At 73.4% G+C, this 20458-nt stretch carries 22 protein-coding genes; 12 read left to right on the forward strand and 10 right to left on the reverse strand.

Annotation, left to right across the window (positions count from 1 at the left end; translation table 11 throughout):
- Window positions 1-168 precede the first annotated feature (168 nt).
- Window positions 169-1797 (forward strand): TROVE domain-containing protein, encoded by a 1629-nt coding sequence (locus ACFYXU_RS16275; protein ID WP_389458066.1) that lies wholly within the window; start codon window positions 169-171, stop codon window positions 1795-1797.
- On the opposite strand, the gene ACFYXU_RS16280 is transcribed toward ACFYXU_RS16275, so the two are convergent.
- A complete protein-coding gene (locus tag ACFYXU_RS16280) occupies window positions 1775-3322 on the reverse strand; it encodes a serine hydrolase (RefSeq protein WP_376507938.1) in 1548 nt (515 codons plus the stop codon). The genes ACFYXU_RS16275 and ACFYXU_RS16280 overlap by 23 nt on opposite strands.
- Window positions 3323-3462: 140 nt before the next feature.
- Between ACFYXU_RS16280 and ACFYXU_RS16285 the strand changes: the two genes are divergently transcribed.
- Both ACFYXU_RS16285 and ACFYXU_RS16290 read left to right on the forward strand, forming a co-directional pair.
- Window positions 3463-4260 (forward strand): thymidylate synthase, encoded by a 798-nt coding sequence (locus ACFYXU_RS16285; protein ID WP_376507937.1) that lies wholly within the window; start codon window positions 3463-3465, stop codon window positions 4258-4260.
- Window positions 4257-4772: a dihydrofolate reductase gene (locus tag ACFYXU_RS16290; RefSeq protein WP_376507936.1), complete on the forward strand. Its 516-nt coding sequence runs from the start codon at window positions 4257-4259 to the stop codon at window positions 4770-4772. The genes ACFYXU_RS16285 and ACFYXU_RS16290 overlap by 4 nt, the downstream gene beginning before the upstream one ends.
- Window positions 4773-4812: 40 nt before the next feature.
- On the opposite strand, the gene ACFYXU_RS16295 is transcribed toward ACFYXU_RS16290, so the two are convergent.
- The 6 genes from ACFYXU_RS16295 to ACFYXU_RS16320 all read right to left on the reverse strand — a co-directional run bounded on the left by ACFYXU_RS16295 (window position 4813) and on the right by ACFYXU_RS16320 (window position 9684).
- Window positions 4813-5817: a MerR family transcriptional regulator gene (locus ACFYXU_RS16295; RefSeq protein WP_389458068.1), complete on the reverse strand. Its 1005-nt coding sequence runs from the start codon at window positions 5815-5817 to the stop codon at window positions 4813-4815.
- A gap of 42 nt (window positions 5818-5859) precedes the next feature.
- The gene (locus ACFYXU_RS16300) at window positions 5860-6528 is read right to left on the reverse strand and encodes a HEAT repeat domain-containing protein (protein ID WP_389458070.1); all 669 of its coding nucleotides are present in this window, start codon (window positions 6526-6528) and stop codon (window positions 5860-5862) included.
- Window positions 6529-6675: 147 nt separating this feature from the next.
- Entirely contained in the window at window positions 6676-7212 is a 537-nt protein-coding gene (locus ACFYXU_RS16305; RefSeq protein ID WP_329857816.1) for an NUDIX hydrolase family protein, read from the reverse strand.
- 126 nt (window positions 7213-7338) lie between these two features.
- Entirely contained in the window at window positions 7339-7722 is a 384-nt protein-coding gene (locus tag ACFYXU_RS16310; RefSeq protein WP_376507933.1) for a VOC family protein, read from the reverse strand.
- A gap of 78 nt (window positions 7723-7800) precedes the next feature.
- Complete coding sequence (locus ACFYXU_RS16315; RefSeq protein WP_389458072.1) at window positions 7801-8757, reverse strand: peptidoglycan-binding protein; 957 nt, start codon at window positions 8755-8757, stop codon at window positions 7801-7803.
- A 177-nt stretch (window positions 8758-8934) separates the two neighbouring features.
- Window positions 8935-9684: a GntR family transcriptional regulator gene (locus ACFYXU_RS16320; protein WP_376507931.1), complete on the reverse strand. Its 750-nt coding sequence runs from the start codon at window positions 9682-9684 to the stop codon at window positions 8935-8937.
- 296 nt (window positions 9685-9980) lie between these two features.
- On the opposite strand from ACFYXU_RS16320, the gene ACFYXU_RS16325 reads away from it, so the two are divergent.
- From ACFYXU_RS16325 to ACFYXU_RS16355, 7 genes are all read left to right on the forward strand, one after another.
- Window positions 9981-11099: an ABC transporter substrate-binding protein gene (locus ACFYXU_RS16325; RefSeq protein WP_376507963.1), complete on the forward strand. Its 1119-nt coding sequence runs from the start codon at window positions 9981-9983 to the stop codon at window positions 11097-11099.
- Window positions 11099-11992 carry an ABC transporter permease gene (locus ACFYXU_RS16330; protein WP_376507930.1) on the forward strand — a complete coding sequence of 298 codons (894 nt, stop codon included), beginning with the start codon at window positions 11099-11101 and terminating at the stop codon, window positions 11990-11992. Before ACFYXU_RS16325 ends, ACFYXU_RS16330 begins: the two co-directional genes overlap by 1 nt.
- Window positions 11980-12903 carry an ABC transporter permease gene (locus tag ACFYXU_RS16335; protein WP_389458074.1) on the forward strand — a complete coding sequence of 308 codons (924 nt, stop codon included), beginning with the start codon at window positions 11980-11982 and terminating at the stop codon, window positions 12901-12903. The genes ACFYXU_RS16330 and ACFYXU_RS16335 overlap by 13 nt, the downstream gene beginning before the upstream one ends.
- 3 nt (window positions 12904-12906) lie before the next feature.
- Window positions 12907-13992, forward strand: a complete 1086-nt coding sequence (locus ACFYXU_RS16340) for an ABC transporter ATP-binding protein (RefSeq protein ID WP_389458076.1) — start codon at window positions 12907-12909, stop codon at window positions 13990-13992.
- Window positions 13989-14744, forward strand: a complete 756-nt coding sequence (locus ACFYXU_RS16345) for an HAD family hydrolase (protein ID WP_389458078.1) — start codon at window positions 13989-13991, stop codon at window positions 14742-14744. The genes ACFYXU_RS16340 and ACFYXU_RS16345 overlap by 4 nt, the downstream gene beginning before the upstream one ends.
- Before the next feature lie 120 nt (window positions 14745-14864).
- A complete protein-coding gene (locus ACFYXU_RS16350) occupies window positions 14865-15695 on the forward strand; it encodes an alpha/beta fold hydrolase (protein WP_389458080.1) in 831 nt (276 codons plus the stop codon).
- Window positions 15696-15706: 11 nt separating this feature from the next.
- Window positions 15707-16528, forward strand: a complete 822-nt coding sequence (locus tag ACFYXU_RS16355; RefSeq protein ID WP_389458082.1) for an SDR family oxidoreductase — start codon at window positions 15707-15709, stop codon at window positions 16526-16528.
- 25 nt (window positions 16529-16553) lie between these two features.
- On the opposite strand, the gene ACFYXU_RS16360 is transcribed toward ACFYXU_RS16355, so the two are convergent.
- Entirely contained in the window at window positions 16554-17102 is a 549-nt protein-coding gene (locus ACFYXU_RS16360; protein ID WP_389406757.1) for a GNAT family N-acetyltransferase, read from the reverse strand.
- A gap of 156 nt (window positions 17103-17258) precedes the next feature.
- On the opposite strand from ACFYXU_RS16360, the gene ACFYXU_RS16365 reads away from it, so the two are divergent.
- Entirely contained in the window at window positions 17259-17507 is a 249-nt protein-coding gene (locus tag ACFYXU_RS16365) for a hypothetical protein (RefSeq protein WP_329857799.1), read from the forward strand.
- Between the two features lie 19 nt (window positions 17508-17526).
- The gene (locus ACFYXU_RS16370; RefSeq protein WP_389458084.1) at window positions 17527-17994 is read left to right on the forward strand and encodes a hypothetical protein; all 468 of its coding nucleotides are present in this window, start codon (window positions 17527-17529) and stop codon (window positions 17992-17994) included.
- A gap of 163 nt (window positions 17995-18157) precedes the next feature.
- Here the strand turns inward: ACFYXU_RS16370 and ACFYXU_RS16375 are convergent, their stop codons facing one another.
- A complete protein-coding gene (locus ACFYXU_RS16375) occupies window positions 18158-19060 on the reverse strand; it encodes an NAD-dependent protein deacetylase (RefSeq protein ID WP_389458086.1) in 903 nt (300 codons plus the stop codon).
- A gap of 267 nt (window positions 19061-19327) precedes the next feature.
- Window positions 19328-20368 carry a VWA domain-containing protein gene (locus ACFYXU_RS16380; RefSeq protein ID WP_389458088.1) on the reverse strand — a complete coding sequence of 347 codons (1041 nt, stop codon included), beginning with the start codon at window positions 20366-20368 and terminating at the stop codon, window positions 19328-19330.
- Window positions 20369-20458: the final 90 nt, after the last annotated feature.

Consider the following 20458-nt stretch of genomic DNA (forward strand, 5'->3'; position numbering starts at 1 on the left):
GCGGCTACTTCTTCCGAAACCCAAGTGACGCCGCCGCCTTTCTGGATCTCGGCAGGCGCGGGCGCGCCCGCCCCGTCCGGCTGTCGTGCCCGGGGCCGCCCGATCCTTTGAATCCGGGGGGATTCACTGCCTCGTCACACCCCGCGCGTCTCCAAGACGTGGTCCGACATGCTCGTGGCCCCGCACATCCTCGCCACCGCCCGCTCCACGCCCCCGTCGCCCCCACGGTCCCGCTCCGTGCGCGGCCTGCCGGACCCCCGCACCCACGCGGGCGGTCCTGCCTTCGTACGGGAGCCCCGCGACGAGCTCTTCCTCCTCGCCGTCGGCAACCTCGTCTCCCAGGAGACCTACTACGAGAGCGCGGCCGACCGCGACGCGCGGTACGCCCGCCTCGTCCGTGAACGCGCCGTCCAGGACCCCGAGTGGACTGCCGCCCTGCTGCGCTGGCTCCGCGCCGAGGCCCACCTGCGCACGGCGTCCCTGGTGGGCGCCGCCGCGTACGTACGGGCCCGGCTCGATGCCGGGGCGACCGGAGGCCCGAGCAACCGGTCCGTGATCGACTCCGTCCTCCAGCGCGCCGACGAGCCCGGCGCACTGCTCGCCCACTGGATCACGGTGTACGGGCGGAACGTTCCCCAGCCCGTGAAGCGGGGCGTCGCCGACGCCGTACGGCGGCTGTACACGTCCCGCGCCCTGCTCAAGTACGACACGGCCCCCCGGGACTTCCGCTTCGGCGACGTGCTGAACCTGGTGCACGCCACCCCCGACCCCGACAAGCCCTGGCAGGGACCGCTCTTCCGGTACGCCCTGGACCGCCGCCACCACCCGGAGCGCGCCGTCCCGCCGGCCTCCGACCGGCTGCTGACCGCCCATCGGGCGCTCATGGAGACGCCGCCGGACGCGCGGCGGGCGCTCGTGACCGGGCCGGGCGGCCCCGAGCGCCTCGCCGAGGCGGGCCTGACCTGGGAGGCGCTGGCGGGCTGGCTCCACGGACCGCTGGACGCCGCCGTCTGGGAGGCGGTCATCCCCGCCATGGGGTCGATGGCCCTCCTGCGCAATCTGCGCAACTTCGACGAGGCGGGGGTCTCCGACGAGACCGCCGCCCGGGTCGCCGCGCGCCTCTCGGACGCCGACGAGGTCGCTCGGGCCCGCCAGTTCCCCTTCCGCTACCTGGCGGCGCTCCAGCACGCACCCTCGCCGCGCTGGGCCGACCCGCTGGAACGCGCCCTGGGCCACTCCCTGGCCCACGTGCCGGCCCTGCCAGGCCGGACCCTGATCCTGGTCGACCGCTCCGACTCCATGTTCTGGGACAAGGTCTCGGAGCGGTCCGCGCTGACGCGCGCGGACGCGGCGGCCCTGTTCGGCACCGTGCTGGCCATGCGGGCGGAGGACGCGGACCTGGTGGAGTTCGGCTGGGGCAGCGCGGCGGTCGCGTTTGCACGGGACGAGCCGGTGCCGGAGGTACTGCGACGGTTCCGCGCCATGGGAGGCACGTACACGGCGAAGGCGCTGCGCAGGCACTACCGGGACCACGACCGCGTCCTGATCGTCACCGACGAACAGACCGCCGCGTACGAGCGCACCGGAGCGACGGACCCCGTCCCCGCCACCGTCCCGGTCCACACGTGGAACCTGGCGGGATACCGCCCCGCCCACAGCCTCCAGGGCCCCCACCGGCACACCTTCGGCGGCCTCACCGACGCGGCCTTCCGCATGGTCGGGCTCGTCGGGGCGGGCCGGGGCGCGACGTGGCCGTGGACGGCGGAGCCCGGCGTCAGGAACCGCCGACCCGGGTGAACGTGCCCAGCCCCTCCGTGTTCAGGTACTCCACCGTGAACGACTTCCCGTCCGGGGCGAACGTGACCCCGGTCGGACCCACGGCGTTCTCCCCGGCCGTCGGGAAGCTGAACGTGTCGCCGTCGTAGTGCGTGAGCCGGTACGACTGCGGTTTCGGGCCCAGCTGGAGCGTGAGGGCGCCGTCCGCACCGGCGACGACCTTCGCGCGCCCGTAGTACGCGCTGTCGTACGTGCCCGTGTACGCGTCGGCCGGCCGTGCCGGCGCCGCGCCGGACGGCGGGTGGGCGAAGTCCGTCTTCGACCGGCCCTCGTCCGCCTGCTGCTGGTACAGCGCGTCCACCAGGGGAATCCAGTCCCGGCTGATCTTCCCGGTCTGCGCGATGTCGAAGAAGTCCAGGGCCACGGCGTCGGCGACGCCCACCGGCGCGGTGTTCGTCAGGACCACGATGCCGAGCTGCTCGCCCGGCAGCATGGTCACGTTCGTGTGCGCGCCCTCCGCGAACGCCCCGGTGTGCGAGAGCCTCAACCGGCCCTCGTCGTCGTAGTTCACGTTCCAGCCGAGACCGTAGAAGCCCGTCCGTGCGGCCGGGGCGGCGGGCGGGATCGCCACCGACTCGGGCCAGTGGGTGCGCTCCAGGGCGTCGGCGGCCACGATCCGCCTGCCGTCGAGCGTGCCGTCGCCCAGTTGCAGCTTCAGCCACGTCGCCATGTCACGGGCGCTGGAGCTGACGCCGCCCGCGGGCGACTGCGCGTCCGGGTCCCGGACGAACTCCGCCTTCCAGGAACCGTCGACCTTCACATGGCCCCAGGCCCGGTCGGAGGCCTTCGCGAAGTCCTCGAACCGCGAGCTGGTCGAGTTCATCCCCGCCGGCCGGTACAGCGTGTCGGCGGCGAGCTTGTCCCAGGGCACGCCCTTCTCCTCGGCGACCGCCTGGGCGGCGGCCGTCAGCCCGAAGTTGGTGTAGGCGTAGCTCGCGCGGAACGGGGCGAGGGGCTCGTACCGCAGGTGCGACAGGATGTACGCGCGGTCGTAGCCCAGGTCCTCCAGCAGGTCCCCCGCGTGGTCGGGCAGGCCGCTGCGGTGCGAGAACAGGTCCGCGACCGTCACGTGCGAGGTGACCCACGGATCCTTCAGCGCGAAGTCCGGCAGGTCCGGGGCGACCGGCCGCGTCCAGCCCTCCGTGCCGACGGCTCCGGCGACCACGGTGGAGGCGATCGGCTTCGACACGGAGGCGAGCTGGAAGACGGTGTCGGCGTCGACGGCGGCGCTCTCGCCCTCCTTCCGCACCCCGTAGCCCTTGAGGTGGATCACCTTGCCGTCGTGCACCACGGCCACGGCGACGCCCGGCACCCCGGTGCGTTTCATCGCCCGCTGGACCACTCCGTCGAGCTGATCGACGGCGCGCTGCACGTCCGCGTCGTCGAGCCGGGGCGGCGGCTGGGCGGGCGGCGGCGTGGGTCCGGGTGCCGCGGTGCCGACCAGCGCCGCCAGTCCTGCGGCGGCAAGCCATCGCACGGTGCTCATCCCTCCATTCAACGGCCTGCTCGACCGCCTGTCGCGTGCTGGCGGCCCGGGCCCGTGACCGGCCGCTCCGGCGGCCGTCCGCACGACGGTGACCAGCGGGCAGACATCCGCCGGCGGGCGCGAGGGTAGACTCGGCGACCGTGGCGGATACCCAGTACGAAGACCTTTTGAAGACGGTGCTCACCCAGGGGACGGCGAAGGCCGACCGGACGGGCACAGGCACCCGGAGCATCTTCGGGCACCAGCTCCGCTACGACCTGTCGCAGGGGTTCCCGCTGGTCACCACGAAGAAGGTGCACCTCAAGTCCATCGTGTACGAGCTGCTGTGGTTCCTCCGCGGCGACTCCAACGTGGGCTGGCTCCAGGAGAACGGCGTCAGCATCTGGGACGAGTGGGCCGACGAGCGGGGCGAGCTCGGCCCCGTCTACGGCGTGCAGTGGCGGTCGTGGCCCACGCCCGACGGCCGGCACATCGACCAGATCACCGAGGTCCTCGACACCCTGCGCCGCGACCCGGACTCGCGCCGCATGATCGTGTCCGCCTGGAACGTCGCCGAGCTGGAGCGCATGGCACTCGCCCCCTGCCACGCCTTCTTCCAGTTCTACGTCGCCGACGGCAGGCTCTCCTGCCAGCTCTACCAGCGCAGCGCCGACCTCTTCCTCGGCGTCCCGTTCAACATCGCCAGCTACGCCCTGCTCACCCACATGGTGGCGCAGCAGGTCGGCCTCGAGCCCGGTGACTTCATCTGGACCGGCGGTGACTGCCACATCTACGACAACCACGTGGAGCAGGTCACCGAGCAGCTCAGCCGCACTCCGTACGGCTTCCCCGGGCTGAAGCTGCACAAGGCGGACTCGCTCTTCGACTACGCCTACGCCGACGTCGAGCTCGTGGGGTACGAGCACCACCCCGCGATCAAGGCTCCGGTCGCCGTATGAGCACCGGCGCGGGCATCGGGCTCATCTGGGCGCAGACCCCCGACGGCGTGATCGGCGCGGGCAACGCGATCCCCTGGCGCCTGCCCGAGGACATGGCCCACTTCAAGGCGACCACCCTCGGCCACCCCGTGATCATGGGCCGCAGGACCTGGGACTCGCTGCCCCCGCGCTTCCGCCCCCTCACCGGCCGCCGCAACATCGTGGTCACCCGGGACGCCGGGTGGACGGCCGAGGGCGCCGAGCGCGCGGGCTCCATCGACGCGGCGCTCGACCTGGCGGCCGGGCCGCGGGAGACGGGCGGCGAGGTCGTCTGGGTGATGGGCGGCGGCGAGATCTACCGCGCCGCGCTGCCCCGCGCCACGACGCTCTCCGTCACGGAGGTCGACACCGAGGTGGCGGGCGACACGTACGCCCCGGCGGTCGGCGCCGACTGGCACGTCGCCGAGGACTCGGGCTGGCAGGACTCCACGACCGGGCTGCGCTACCGCATCCGCCGCTACACCCGCCCGTAGCCCGTAGCCCGTAGCCCGTAGCCCGTAGCCCGGGACCGGGTCAGCGGGTCTCGCGTACGCCGAGGATGTACGCGGCGGTCAGCGCGACGGCGCGGTCCCCGTCGTCCGACAGCTCCGTCAGCGCGCGGGACGCCGGATCGCCGGGGATGTCCGCGAGGGCCTGCGTCAGACGCAGGCGCGCGGGCGCCCCCGTCGCGGCCCCGGCGAGCCGGTCGACGAGCAGTCCGGTGATCCGCTCCGCGAGCGCGGCGTCGCCCGCCAGCGCGCTGAGCGCATCCGCCGCGTCCACGTCGTTCACCTCCTCGACGATCATGTCGATGAGCGTCGGGACTCCGTCGGCCACCCCGCGCGCCCCCAGCTCCAGGGCGGCGTAGCGGCGGACCACGAGGTCAGGCGCCGCGACGGCCTCGCGCAGCAGGGCCGTCGCCTCGTCGCCCGGGATCTCGGCGACCGACCGGACCGCCCGCTTCCGTACCTCGGCGACGGGTGCGTCCAGGCCGCGCGCGAGCAGCGGCAGCGAGGCGTCGCCCGACCGGGCCAGGGCCCAGCGCAGCGCCCCCGCGACGCTCGGATCCGTCTCGCTCAGCACCGCCTCGACCAGCGCCTCCACCGGCACCGGGGCCTCCTCGCCCGAGGACAGGGCCGCACGCTGACGCGTCTCGGGGCTCGGCGACCCCAGCGCCCGGAGGAGCGCGACGCTATGGAGCACGTCGCGCCAGCCGGCCGGTCCGGCGGAACCGATCCGGCGCAGCCGGGTGAGCAGCTCGGTCTCGGCGGCGATCCGCTCGCGGGTCTGCCGGATGAGGTCCTCGACGAGTTCCGAGGGGGCGAAGCCGGGCTCGTCGAGCGCCCGGCCCACCTCGCGCAGCGAGAGGCCCAGGGACCTCAGGCTCTCGATGTGGAAGACGCGCCGGATGTCCTCCTCGGAGTACTCCCGGTAGCCCGCCCCGGTGCGCACCGTCGGCCGCACCAGGCCCAGCGACTCGTAGTGCCGGAGCATGCGGGCGCTGACCCCCGAGTGCCGCGCCACCTCACCGATGAGCATGGGCCGTCCCTCCTCCGGACCGGGACCGGTCGGCACGGTGCGTCATCCCTCCTGGCCTTCCGGACCGAGGGCGACGATCCGCTTGGCCTGCTCGATCGCGAAGTCGAATCCGGCGTCCGGGTCGTGGAACATCTTCTCGGTGGCGATCGCGTGGCGGCGCACGGCGGGCCGGGGATCGGCCGCAGCGGCGCGCACGACCGCCGTCATCGCGTCGCCGAGCTCGATCAGTGCCCGGCTGAGGCTCAGTTGGGTCTCCCGGCCGCCGCGCCCGAGCTGGCCGGCCAGCACTCCGGCGAGGGCGGACGCCTCGGCCTCGGGCACGAGGACCACGGCGGCGCGCCAGGCGCTCCGGGCCACGTCGTCGTCGGCGTCGGTCATGAGCGCGGCCGTGATCGCCGGCCAGGCCATCGGATCCCCGATCTTGGACAGGGTGTGCAGGGCCTGGCTCCGTGCCTGGGCGTGCTCCGAGCGGAGTTCGCCCAGGAGCGGGGGGAGCGTGTCGGCCGGCGCGTGGCGGGTGAGCGCCCAGGTGAGCATCTCGCGGACCTGGAAGTCGGGCTCGACCGCGCACCGTCCGACGAGCCCGTCGACGCAGCGGGCGTCGGGGGCCGTGCCGACCGCGAGCGAGGCCCGCAGGCGTACCGACGCTCTGTCGTCCGTGAGCCCCCGCAGGGCTCGCACCACGTTCGTGTCCTCGTTCGCCATGGTCATGGGGACCACCTCCTCGGCGACAGTGAAGACCTTGTCACGGTGTCAAGGTCAAGCGCCCGCCGGCGCGGCCGTGAGGGCGGCCCGGCGGGGCGTCCCCGACGGGGCACCGGGTGGTCCGTGGGTGTGCCCCGTCGGGGACGGGGGCCGTCAGTAGGCGTGCCCCACGTGGGCGAGGGCCTGCTTGAGGAGGTGTCCCTGGCCGCCGGGCATCTCGTTCTGCACGGTGGGGGAGGCGGCTTCCTGCGGGCTGAACCAGACCAGGTCGAGGGCGTCCTGGCGCGGACGGCAGTCGCCGGTGACCGGGACGACGTACGCGAGGGACACGGCGTGCTGGCGCGGGTCGTGGAAGGGGGTGATGCCGGCCGTGGGGAAGTACTCGGCGACGGTGAAGGGCTGCAAGGAGGCGGGGACGCGGGGGAGGGCGACCGGTCCGAGGTCCTTCTCCAGGTGGCGCAGCAGCGCGTCACGGACCCGCTCGTGGTGCATGACGCGGCCGGACACCAGGGTGCGGCTGATCGTCCCTTCCGCGCCGATCCGCAGGAGCAGCCCGATGCTGGTGACTTCGCCGCTGTCGTCCACGCGCACGGGGACGGCCTCGACGTACAGGATCGGCATCCGGGACCTGGCGGTGTCCAGTTCGTCCGAGGACAGCCAGCCGGGTGAGGTCTCAGTCATGTCAGACATCGCTTGATCATACTTTCCGGGCTGCGCTTCGCCCCAGACCGCGTGTCTGCCGGCCGGGTGGGAGTCGGGGCGGCCGTCTCCGGCCGTTCCCGCCCCTCGGAAGCGGGGACGATGGTGCGGGGACGGTCAGAGGGTCTTGATACGGGTCCGCAGCAGGCAGAACTCGTTGCCCTCGGGGTCGGTCAGGACGTGCCAGCTCACGGAGCCGCCCTGGCCGATGTCGGCGTGCTCGGCACCGAGGGCGAGCAGCCGCGCCAGTTCGGCCTCCTGGTCGCGGTCGGTGGGGTTGACGTCGAGGTGCAGCGGCAGCTTCCCGCGCCGGGGGTCGCCGCTGGGGCTGAGGACGAGGGTGGGCTGAGCTCCGCCGAAGCCGGCGTCGGGCGGCCCGATCTCGATGCTGCCGTCCTCCTCCCGGCCGATCTCGACGTATCCGAGGACCTCGCTCCAGAACACGGCGAGCCGCTCGGGGTCGGCGCAGTCGAGGACCAGTTCAGTGATGCGGCATGCCATGACCGTGAGTCTACGCGCGGAGCCATGGTGACATGTCGTCAAGTACACAGATGAGGGCTCTTGTTGGTCACAGGGGCATCAGCCGTCCCAGCCGCCCGTGTCCCACCCGTCGCCCCGGCCGTGGTGGCCGCCGCGACCGGGGCGGTGGGTCTCGGCGTACAGGGCCGCTCGGGTCAGGGGGCCGTAGACGCCCGGCTCCTCCGGGATGTTCCGGGCCTTCTGGAAGCGGATGAGCGCCGTCTCCACGGACGCGCCGAACGTCCCGTCGGCGGAGCCGAGGTACAGGTACAGCTGCTGGAGCCGGAGTTGGAGCTCGACCACCTCGGGACCGGTGCTGCCGAGCGAGAGCAGGTCGGGGTCCGTCGGCCCGGGGGACGGGGAGCCGGGGGGCGTCGTCGGCGCCGCCGGGGAGGTCGGCGGGCGGGTGGCCGGGGGAGCGGCGGGGGACGCGGGAGGGGGCGGGGGCGCGGACGTGCGGGCCGGAGTACGGGGGGCCGGCGGGGTGACGGTGGCGGTCGAGGAGGGAGTACGGGGAGTGGGTGACGTCCCCTGCGTGGCGGTGGCGGGGGCGGTGGGCCGTGCGCTCGGCGGCCCGGCGTCCGGGGTCGCGTCCGGCGTCGGCAGGTCGGGCATCGTGAGGGACAGGCTGTCCGGCACGGCCTGGTCCGACCCGGAGGTCAGTCCGACGGTCAGGCCGATGCCGGCGGCGAGGGCGCCGGTGATCAGCAGCGGCAGGGACAGTCCGCTGCGGTTCTCGCGCTCGGGCGCCCGGTCGGCAGGCTGGGGCCGGGGTGCCTTGCGCGCGTGCCAGGGCTTCCTCCCGCCGTCGTGACGCCCTCGGGCCCGGGGCTCCCCGGCGGCCGGCGCCGGAGCCGGCGTGACATCGAACATCTCGACGTCCTGGACGCGAGCCCCCCGCCCGCCGTCGTCGGGCCGGGCGACCACGCCGAAGATGGGGTCGTCCGGCGCGAGGGGAGGGGTCTGCTCGGGGGCGCCGGACGTGACTGCTGTGGTCAGGGCAGCCCTGTTGGGCATCATCTGCTCCAGATGTGGTGAAGCCGTGGACGTTGCGGCGAAGCCGAGAAGAATTTGACTGGCATTCAATGCAAGCGTCAACTGCCCCCAAGCTGCGTCAAAAGGGAACGTTCCAGACGTTGATTCTTAAACAACCCTTAATAAGTGACGCAGGTCACTGCGGCGCCCCGAAGGGGGTCACATCAGCAGCGAGCCGGGGTCCCGCACGAGGGGTGCCGTGCCCACCGAGTTGCTCACGTTGAACGTGACGCTCCCCGCGCGGTAGCGGTCCTCCGTCCACTCGATGGGGCGGCCGTCCTGATTGCTCGTCAGATGGCGCTGGCGCAGGAGCGGGCTCCCCCGGCGCACCCGCAGCAGGCGGGCGTCGTCGCTCCCGGCGGGGACGGCGTCGATGAGGTGCTCGCCGTAGTGGGCGACGATCCCCGCCTCCTCGGCCATGCTGTCCATGATCGAGGCGCAGTCGGCCGGCAGGGCCTCCACGGTGGGGGCGACCCACTCCGCGTACGCCGTGCGCTCCACCATGACCGGTTCGTCGTCCAGGCAGCGCAGGCGCAGGACGTCGAGGACCCCGGCGCCTGCGGGGAGGGCCAGGCGGCGCGCCTCCTCGGACGTGGCCCGGCGGCGCTCGCGGTGGAGGAAGCGGCTGGACGACCGGTATCCCATGGTCCGCGCCCACTGGGCGAAGCTGTGCAGCTCGGCGAAGCTGTGCCGGCGCTCCCTGCGGAGCACGATGCGCCGGGCGCCCTGCCGGGAGCCGACGATGCCCTCGGAGGTGAGCAGGGCGACGGCCTGGCGCACCGTGCCGCGCGAGGCGGACCAGCGGTCGGCGAGGTCGCTCTCGGACGGCAGCCGCGCCCCGACGGCGTACTCGCCGCTGAGGATCGAGCGGCGGAGCCCCTCCGCGATCTCCACGTACAGCGCCGTCACCGTGCCCCCATCTCGTCCGTGGCTGTGCGCACCCCGTCACGGGGCATGCCGTCCCTGTGTTCAGCGTAACCCGGGGGTCCGGCGCCCTGCCGCCCTGGCGGTTCACCTCAAAGCCGCCTGGTTCACCTGTGGTTCACCACAACGCGCTCTTCCGGGAGGCGTCTGGATCAGGCCATGTGCCGTTCATTTTCCGGACAGGAAGCGCGGGCGAACTAAGGGCGTCTTGTTCAGACAAGTTTCGTCACTCGCTTCTGGGAGAACCCGTGCGCAGAACCCCCGTCCGCGGCGCCGCAGTCCTGCTCGGCGCCGTCGTCCTGACCACCGTCACCGCCTGCGGTGCCGCGCCCGAGGGCGCCACCGGCGCCAAGGGCGAGGGCACGAAGTCGGCCACCGCGGCATCGGCCCAGGACTTCGGAGGCATGGACGCCCTCGTCGAGGCGGCGAAGCGGGAAGGCGCGCTCCACGTCATCGCGCTGCCGCCGGACTGGGCCAACTACGGCGAACTGATCAAGACGTTCGAGACGAAGTACGGCATCAAGGTCGAGAGCGAGAACCCGGACGCCTCCAGCGCCGACGAGATCGCCGCCGTCAAGTCCCGCAAGGGCCAGAAGCGCGCCCCCGACGTCCTCGACCTCGGCATCGCCTTCGCCCGCAGCGGCGCCGAGGAAGGCCTCTTCGCCCCCTACAAGGTCGCGGCCTGGGACAAGATCCCCGCCGCCCAGAAGGACGCGGCCGGACGCTGGTACAACGACTACGGCGGCTACGTCTCCATCGGCTGCGACGCCCAGCGCATCCCGAACTGCCCGAAGACCTTCGCCGACCTCCTCAAGCCCGAGTACAAGGGCAAGGTCGCCCTCAACGGCAACCCCACCAAGTCCGGCTCCGCCTTCGGCGGCGTCTACGCGGCCGCCCTCGCCAACAAGGGCTCCTTCGCCGACATCCAGCCCGGCATCGACTTCTTCGGCACGCTGAGGAAGAGCGGCAACTTCATCCCCGTCGAGTCCACCCCGGCCACCGTCGAGAAGGGCGAGACGCCCATCAGCATCGACTGGGACTACCTCAACGCCGGCTACGCCGACCAGTTCAAGGGCAAGGGCGTCGACTGGCAGGTCGCCGTCCCGACCGACGGCGTGTACGCCCAGTTCTACTCCCAGGCCGTCAGCAAGGACGCCCCGCACCCCGCCGCCGCCCGCCTGTGGATGGAGTTCCTCTACAGCGCCGAGGGCCAGAACCTCTGGCTCAAGGGCTACGCCCGCCCCGTCCTGCTGCCGTCCATGACCGCCGACGGCACCGCCGACAAGACCTCCCTCGCCAAGCTCCCCAAGGTCGACGGCTCCCCCTCCTTCCCGGCCTCCGCCGAGCTCGACAAGGCCAAGGCCACCCTCGCCGAGAAGTGGGACAAGGCCCTCTCCTGATGTCCTCAGCCACCCCCACCGAGGGAACCGCCGGCGGCACCGGCCGCCGGCGGCGCGGCCCGCGCACCTGGCTCGCCGTCCTCCCCCTGATCGCCTTCACCGCCCTCGCCTTCGGCCTGCCCCTCGGCGCCCTCCTGTACGGCGCCGTCACCCGCACCGACCCGGCCAGCGGCACGACCACCCTGACCGGCGAGCACCTCGGCCGCTCCCTCCAGGGCCCCTACCTCGGCTCCCTCGTCGGCAGCCTCCAGCTCTCCGCGCTCACCGCCCTGATCGGCTCGGTCCTCGGCCTCCTCCTTGCCCAGGCCGTCGTCACCTCCCGGTCCCGGGCCCTGCGCTCCGCCGTCCTCACCGCCTCCGGCGTCCTCGCCAACTTCGGCGGCGTCCCCCTCGCCTTCGCGTTCATCGCGACCCTCGGCATCTCCGGCGTCGTCACCCAGCTCGCCGACCTCACCGACCTCGGCTGGAACCTGTACTCCTTCGGCGGCCTCACCGTCGTCTACCTGTACTTCCTCGTCCCCCTCATGGTCCTGGTGATCCTCCCCTCCCTCGACGGCCTGCGCCCCCAGTGGCGGGAGGCCGCGCAGAACGCCGGCGCCGGCGCATGGCAGTACTGGCGGCACGTCGGCATCCCGGTCCTCGCGCCCTCCCTGCTCGGCGGGTTCGTCCTGCTCTTCGGCAGCGCCTTCGCCGCCCACGCGACCGCCGCGGCCCTCGTCGGCGGCTCCGTCCCCCTGGTCACCCTGAAGATCGCGGACGCCCTCTCGGGCAACGTCCTGGTCGGCCAGGAGAACGTCGCCCTCGCCCTCGGCCTCGACATGATCCTGATCGCCGGACTGGTCATGGCGGTCCACCTCCCCCTCCAGCGCAGGAGCGCCCGATGGCTGCGATGACCCCCACCGCCCCGGACGTCACCCAGGAGCCGGGGACACGCACGGCGGACCGGCCCGCCACCCGCGTACGGGCCCGGCGACGCCCCCGTGCGTGGCGCGGCCTCGTCCTCGTCCTCGGCGGCGCGTACTTCCTCGTCCCGCTCGTCGCCTCCTTCGTCTTCACCGTCCACACCCCCGGCCAGGGCGTCTCCTTCGAGGCGTACACCGCACTGCTCTCCGCCGACGGGTTCACCGAGAGCCTGCTGCTCTCCCTCGGCCTGGCCGCCGCCACCATCGTGCTCGCCCTCCTCCTCGCGGTACCCGCCCTGGTGGCCGTCCGGCTGGGCGCCCCGCGCCTGCGGCCGGTCGTCGAGGTCATGTGCACGCTGCCCCTCGTGGTGCCGCCGATCGCGCTCGTCACCGGCATCAGCACCGTCCTGCGCTGGGGCCCCGACCACCTGTCGCGGACCCCGCTCTACCAGACGTTCCTCGCCGTCCAGAACGAGGACTTCCCCGTCGTCCTGGTCCTCGCGTACACCGTCATGGCCCTCCCCTTCGTGTACCGCTCCCTCGACGCCGGACTGCGCGCCGTCGACGTCCCCACCCTCGTCGAGGCCGCCCGCAACTGCGGCGCCTCCTGGCCCCACGTCCTGCTCCGGGTGATCCTGCCGAACCTGCGCTCCTCCCTCGCCGGAGCCGCCTTCCTCACCCTGGCCCTGGTCCTCGGCGAGTTCACGATCGCCTCCCTCCTCGGCTTCCGCCCCTTCGCCGTCTGGATCGTCTCCATCTCCGGCGCCCAGGCCCGCATGTCGGTGGCCGTCTCCCTCCTGAGCCTCCTCGTCACCTGGGCGCTCCTCCTCGTCCTGTCCCGGGCCGGAACGGCCCAGACCGGCACCCCCGGAGCCCCCCGCACCTCCCGCAAGGAGTCCTGACCCATGACCACCGCCACAGCGGAACGGACGGAGTCCACCGCCGGCACCGGAGCCCGCGTCGAATTCCGCGGCCTGCGCCGCGCGTTCGGCACCACCGTCGCCCTCGACGGCCTCGACCTCACCGTCGAACCCGGCGAACTCCTCGCGCTCCTCGGCCCGTCGGGCTGCGGCAAGACCACCGCGCTGCGGGTCCTCGCCGGCTTCGAACGCCCCGACGCGGGCGAGGTCCTCGTGGACGGCAAGGACATCACCCACGTCCCCGCCAACCGCCGCGACGCCGGCATGGTCTTCCAGTCGTACAGCCTCTTCCCCAACCTCACCGCCCGCGACAACGTCGCCTTCGGCCTCCGCGTCCGCGGGACCGGCGCCGCCGAGCGCCACGCCCGCGCCGCCGAACTCCTCGACCTGGTCGGCCTGCCCGAGCACGGCGCCCGCTACCCGCACCAGATGTCCGGCGGCCAGCAGCAGCGCGTCGCCCTGGCCCGGGCCCTCGCCCTGCGACCCCGCCTGCTGCTCCTCGACGAGCCCCTCTCCGCGCTCGACGCGAAGGTCCGGCTCACCCTGCGCGAGGAGATCCGCCGCCTCCAGCTCTCCCTCGGCATCACCACCGTGTTCGTCACCCACGACCAGGAGGAGGCGCTGTCCATGGCGGACCGCGTCGCCGTCCTCAACGCCGGGAGGCTGGAGCAGTGCGCGGCCCCCGCCGAGCTGTACCGGCGCCCCGCGACCGCGTTCGTCGCCGAGTTCGTCGGCACGATGAACCGGCTTCCGGGCCGCCTGACCGACTCCGGACGCGTCGAAGCGGCGGGCAGCCGGCTCCCCGTCGACGGGGACGTCCCCGCGACCTCCGACGTCGAGGTGCTCGTGCGGCCCGAGAACGTCACCGTCACCGCCGACCCCGACGGCGAAGCCGTCATCGTCTCCACCTCCTTCTTCGGCTCCGTCACCCGCGTCCACCTCGACCACCGCGGTACGACGGTCAAGGCGGACCTCCCCTCGCGCGACGCGGGCGAGCTGACCCCGGGCACCCGCGCCACCGTCGGCCTGGCCCCGCACCCCGTCCTCGTCGTGCCGGCGGCGCGGCCGTGAGCGGGCTCGCCGCCGTCCTCTTCGACATGGACGGCACCCTCGTCGACACCGAGACCCTCTGGTGGCAGGCCACGGAGGAGGTCGCCGCCGGGCTCGGACACCGGCTCACGGACGCCGACGCCCCCGAGGTCGTCGGACGCGCCGTCGAGGACACCGCCGCCCACCTGGCACGCGTCACCGGGACGGCCGCCACCGACGGCATCGTGTCGACGCTGACCGCCGCCTTCCAGCGGCGTGTCGACGAAGGCGCCCCGATGCGCCCGGGGGCGGACCGGCTCCTCGCCGAACTGGAGCGGGCGGGACTGCCGTTCGCCCTGGTCAGCGCCTCACCGCGGTCGGTGGTCGACTCCGTGGTCGGCGGCTCGCTCGCGCACGTCCCCTTCGCCTTCACGCTCTCCGCCGACGACACCGTACGGACCAAGCCGCACCCCGACCCGTACCGCACGGCGGCCGAGCGGCTCGGCGTCCCGGTGGCGGCGTGCGTGGCCGTCGAGGACTCGCCGGACGGGGCCGCGTCGGCCGACGCGGCCGGCTGCGCCGTGCTGATCGTCCCCTCGCTCCTGCCGGTCCCTCCGGGCCCGGCACGGTTCTTCGCCCAGAGCCTGGAGGAGGTGTCCCTCGACGCCCTGCGCCAGCACGTCCGGGCCAGGACCACGGCCGGCGCACCGCCCGCGACGCCGGGCGCACCTGGGGAAGCCCGCGCATCCGGAGATGCCCGCGCACTCGGGGGAGAGGACGGCCCGGCCCGCTGACCCCGCCCCTCCGGGCGTCCCGCCGCGTCCCCCCCCTGTCCCCACCCCGGAGTTCCGCCGAGTGGTCCCCCCGGCGCTCCCGTTCCATCCTGGAGGAACGAGAGGTGAGGAGGGCCCGCGATGGCCGCCGTCGCCGTGCACAGCGCCGTCCTGGGGGCGGGGCGCCCCACGCTCCCGTACGCGGAGACGGGCCGCCCGGGAGGCGTACCACTGCTGCTGGTGCACGGCTGGCTGGACTCCTGGTGGACGTTCGAGCCGCTGCTGCGTCTCCTTCCGCCCGGCCTCCACGCGTACGCGCCCACGCAGCGGGGGCACGGCGACGCCGACAAGCCTGCCGAGGGCTATCTGCCGGAGGACTTCGCCGACGACCTCGTGGCGTTCATGGACGGCGTCGGCATGGAACGGGCCGTCCTGGTCGGAGGATCGAGCGGCGGCGTGCAGGCCCGTCTCGTCGCCGGGCGCAGGCCGGACCGCGTGGCGGGCCTCGTCCTGCTCGGCGTCCCGGCCACCCTCGCCGACAAGCAGGCCGCGAGGGAACTCTGGGAGACCGTCGGGGAGTTGCGCGACCCGGTGGACCCCGCGACGGCCGAGGCGCTCGTCGGGGGCCTGACCGCGCGGCCCCTGGGCCGGGGCTTCCTGAAGACCGTCGTCGACGAGACCCTCAAGGCCCCGGCCCACGTCTGGCGCGAGACTCTGCGCGGTCTGCTGGAGACCGACCTCCGGTCCACCCTGACCGGCATCCTCGTCCCGACCCTGGTCGTCTGGGGCGACCGGGACCCCGTGCTCACGAGGGAGGACCAGCAGACGATCCTCGACGCGATCCCGGCCTCCCGGCTCGTCGTGTACGAGGGCGTGGGCCACGTCGCGTACTGGGAGGCACCCGACCGCGTCGCGCGCGACCTCACGGCCTTCCTGGCCGACCGAGCGTCGGGACCGGCCGGGCGGGGCTAACGTGAGGCGGCATGACCGTACTCGTCGTCGGCGGCAGCGGATACCTCGGAGCCGAACTCGCCCGTCAGGGCGGCGCGGCGGGCCGGGACACGGCCGCCACCTTCCACACCCGGCCCCGTGACACGCCCGGCGTGGCGTGGCACCGCCTCGACCTGCGGGACCCCCGGGACCTGGAGCGGGTCCTGGACGCGACGGACCCCGCCGCGGTGATCAACGCGAGCAGCGGCGACGCGGACTGGGCGGTCACCGCCGAGGGCGGCATGCGCCTGGCCCGGGCGGCGGCCCGCCGGGGCGTCCGGCTGGTGCACGTCTCCACCGACGCGGTCTTCTCCGGCCGCCGCGACACGTACGACGAGACGTGCCTGCCGGACCCGCTCACCCCGTACGGCGCGGCCAAGGCGACGGCCGAGACCGCGGTACGACTCCTGTGCGCCGACGCGGTCGTCGCCCGGACGTCGCTGATCCTCGGCGACGGCCGCTCCGGGCACGAGCGCCTCGTGCGCGGCCTGGCGACGGGCACGCGGCGCGGCGTGCTCTTCACGGACGACGTCCGGTGCCCCGTCCACGTGCGGGACCTGGCCGCCGCGCTCTGGGAGCTCACCCGCTCCGACCGGACCGGCGTCTTCCACCTCGCCGGCCCGCACGCCGTCAGCCGCCACGAACTGGGCCAGCTCATCGCACGGCGGGACGGCCTCGACGCGTCCCGCCTGACGGCCGGACGCCGGGCCGACACCCCGCTGCCCGGCGCTCTGCGCCTCGTCCTCGACGGCGGCGCGAGCCGAGACGCTCTGGCCACCCGGCTCCGCGGGGCCCGGGAGTTCCTCACGTCCTGAGCCCGGGGAGCGCGCCCGGGAAACGTCAGACCGGGGGGAGGGACGGGTCGGGTGTCCACGGGGCGGGGGCGGTGGCCGCCCAGCGCTCGTGGTCCCGCCAGGCGCCGTCGATGTAGAGGTACTCCGACGACACGCCCTCGTAGCGGAAGCCCAGCCGCTGGACCAGGGCCAGGGACGGCTTGTTGCCCGGCTGGATGGAGGCCTCCAGGCGGTGCAGCCGCAGGTCCTCGAAGGCGTGCTCCATGATCAGCGAGATCCCCTCGGTCATGTACCCCTTCCCCGCGGACGGGGCGAAGGCCGCGTATCCGAGGGAAGCGCCCTGGTAACGGCCCCGGATCACCGAGTTGATGTTGACCGTGCCCGCGGTCTCGCCCGTCTCCCGGACCCGGATCAGGAACCCCAGGTTGCTGCCGTCGTCGAAACGGTGCATCCACGTCCGGAAGTCCTCGGCCGTGGAAGGCAGTTGCATCCACGGCCCGTACAGCCCGGAGCTCGCCCGCACGAGCGAGCAGAACTCCTCCTGGTCGGCGTGGGTGAGCGGGCGCAGTTCGACACGTGTCGTCATCTTGGGCATGCGCCCCACGGTAGGGCCTGCCGGCGGTGCCGCGATCACTCGGGCGGCGTAAGGGGCGCACGGAACTGCCGCACGACTGCCGCCGCCGAGTGCCGACCCCGGGCCGCCGCCCCACCTACGCTCCTGACTCCCATCACCGCGAGACAGGAGTTCGACATGGAGAGTCCGACGCGCAGGGCTACCGCGGCCGGCGCCGCCGCCTTGCTGGCCGCGGGACTGGTGGCCGTGGTCGCCGGTGCGGAGACCGAGTCGAGGCCGGCCGGGTCCGACCGGATCACGACCGTGGCCCAGCTCAAGGAGAACATCGGGTTCGCCGCCGAGCGGGAGAGGCAGGACGGCGCCGCCGAGATCGGCGGGAACACCGGCGGCCAGGCCACGCGGCTCACGTCCCGCGCCGCCTGCTGAGGCGGGGGAGGTGACCACCGTGGGCGGAGACGAGCCGACACGGACCTGGTGCCCCAGCGGCGACGCGCACGCGCCCGAGTCCGTCGTCCTGGGCGTACGGTCCGGGCAGGACGGGGAGGTGGTCTACCTGGCCGACCCGGTGCCGGCGTCCGAGGTGCTCGGTGACGTGCCCGAGGGCATCGAGCCGCGCCGCATCCTGCGCTTCGCCTCGCACTGCGCGAGCGAGTGCGTGAACCGGCGGGGCAACGACTGCACCCTCGTCGAGCGCGTCCTGGTGCGACCGGTCGCGCGCGAGGGCGGCTCCGTCCCGCGGTGTCACCTGCGGCCCCGGTGCCAGTGGTGGAACCAGACCGGGATCGCCGCGTGCCTGCGCTGCCCGGCCGTGTCCACCCGCCACCGCGCCGACGACGAGCTCGCCGAGCTCGTGGCCGACCCGGCCACGACGAGGGAACAGCTCGACGCCTGGATCGCGGCGGCGGCCGACTGACGCCGCGACCGGCTGGGGCCTGGGGCCTGGGGCGACAGCTTCGTACCCCGGCGGCTTCGGGTCGCCGCCGCCCCGACCCGGTCCCGGCCTCCGCGCGAGGCCGGGGCTCGGTTCAGCCGGATCGTGCTCCCTCGTCCGCCGACAGGCCCGGCCGGGGTCCGCTTCAGCCGGACCGTGCCCCGTCGTCCGCCGGCAGGCCCAGCCGCTCGGTCAGCGCGGTGAGCGCCGGGCCGAGGGGGAGTGCGACACGGGTGACGGCCTCCCGGTCGCCACGGGTCGGGTCCCGGTTGACGATCAGCACCGGGGTCCCGGCCCGGGCCGCCTGGCGGACGAACCGGAGGCCCGACATCACCGTGAGCGAGGACCCCAGAACCAGCAGCGAGGTCGCCCCCCGCACCAGTGCGCGGCAGTGCTCGACCCGCGAGGGCGGGACGGCCTCCCCGAAGAACACCACGTCCGGCTTGAGGACGCCGCCGCACAGCGTGCACGGCACCACACGGAAGTCGCCGACCTGCGCGTCGGTGAGGTCGGCGTCACCGTCCGGGTTGATCCCGGCCGCCACCGGCTGGAAGCCCGCGTTGGCCTCCTCCAGCCGCCGGGCGAGGTCCTGGCGCGGACTGTACGTACCGCAGGAGAGACACACCACGCGGGCCAGGCTGCCGTGGAGCTCGACGACCTCCCCGCTTCCGGCCGCCTGGTGGAGGCCGTCGACGTTCTGCGTGATCACACCGGAGACCAGGCCGTGCCGCGCGAAGGCGGCCACGGCCCGGTGCCCGGCGTTGGGACGGGCGCGGCCGAAGGTGCGCCAGCCGAGGTGACTGCGCGCCCAGTAACGGCGCCGGGCCTGGGCGCTGCCGGTGAAGTCCTGGTACGTCATCGGCGTGTGCCGGCTGAGGCTCCCGCCCTCGCCCCGGTAGTCGGGGATCCCCGACTCCGTGGAGAGGCCCGCACCGCTGAGTACCAGCACCCCGCCGGCCCCCAGCGCGTCCGCGACCGGCCCCAGGTCCGTCGTACCCGGGGGCAGGTCCTCGTCGGGGGTCCAGCTCAAGGTGGGGCGCATGCGCATGCCGCCAGGGTACGGAACCGGGACCCGGTGTGCTTCTCCTCCCCGCGGCCCCGGAGCGCGACAGGGCTGTCACGGGCACCGGGGAGCGCTTGACCGCCCCCGGGACGGCGCGACGACAGTGGGTCCGTCGGTGCTCCGCGCCGGCCGCCCGGCCCGCCGAAGGGGCCGGGACGACAGAGCGAGGGGCAGTCCACGTGTCCGCGACCGGCGTCCGCCCTCATGACTGGCCTCTGAACCAACGCATTCAGTGACCGGGTGGACGATTCCTCAGTTCATCAGGAGAAGACGGGTCCCGGAAACCAGCTTCCTGTTCACACTCGTGCTCTGCACGAAGATGGTGAATTCGTCGTTGTGGTCCGGCCTGACGCGCGTTTCGACGTCCGGAAGTCCGAGCAGCGCACGCGCCTGGGGGCCCGTGTAGACCCGGTCCGTCTTCTTCTCCAGAACCGCTATCTTCTTCCGCGCCTGGATCTTCTCCGGCTTGCTCAGCTGGTAGAACGCGCAACCCGTTCGGTAGGTGTTTCCGGAATCGACGACCCATTCCCGGATTCCCGCGTCCCGGGCGACCGCGAGGAGCTGGTATTCCGACGCCTTCACCGGGGTGAGACCGGCCGCCTCGATCGTCTTGCTGTTGACCGCCTCCGCGCCCGTGGAGAACACCGCCCGCGATCCACGGATGCCCTTGGTCCGGCCCACCATGAACTTCTCGGTGGCCTCCCGGATGACCTCGCCGGCCTCCTCCAGGCCCCGCGTGCTCGTGGCGTCCCAGACCGCGATGTTCTCCTTGGGGAAGCCGCAGTTCATGGCCTCCCGCTTGCCCATCTGGTCCGGGACGAGAACGGCCAGGGTCCAGTTGTCCTGCTGGGTCGAGACCATCCCGGCCACGGCCGCGACCAGTTCCCCCGCGCTGTTTCCGGCGGCGTCCGGGCAGCGGTGACTGGCGTTCTCCTGGCCGTCGGTCAGGACGAAGGTCAGGAAGCTGTGGTCGCCGTACAGCTGGGCGGTCTGCGCCAGCTCCCGCTGGGACTTCAGGGTGGCCGCCAGCAGGGCGGTCATTCCGCCGACCCGGTACAACTGCTTCAGCGACGGCATCCGCAGGACGTCCTTGTCGTAGATGACGCATTCCACCTTGTCGGCGAACACGTACACCGTGACGCGGGTTTCCTGGTCCAGTTCCCGCGACCGCCGGGCGAGATAGGCGATCTGCTGGTCGGCGACCTCGACGACCTTGCGGCTCAAATGCGACATGGACGAACTCGCGTCCAGGACCAGGGCGACGTGATTGATGTAGTTCTGAGCTCCGGACAAGACAGCTTCCCCCTCTTTCCGACTGATGACTCCACCCTCTCACCCACCACTGACAATCGATCCGACGAGAATGCGGACCGCGTCCCGGAC

Origin of the sequence: Streptomyces sp. NPDC002232 (genome assembly GCF_042890295.1) — a bacterium.
Taxonomy (GTDB): Bacteria; Actinomycetota; Actinomycetes; order Streptomycetales; family Streptomycetaceae; genus Streptomyces.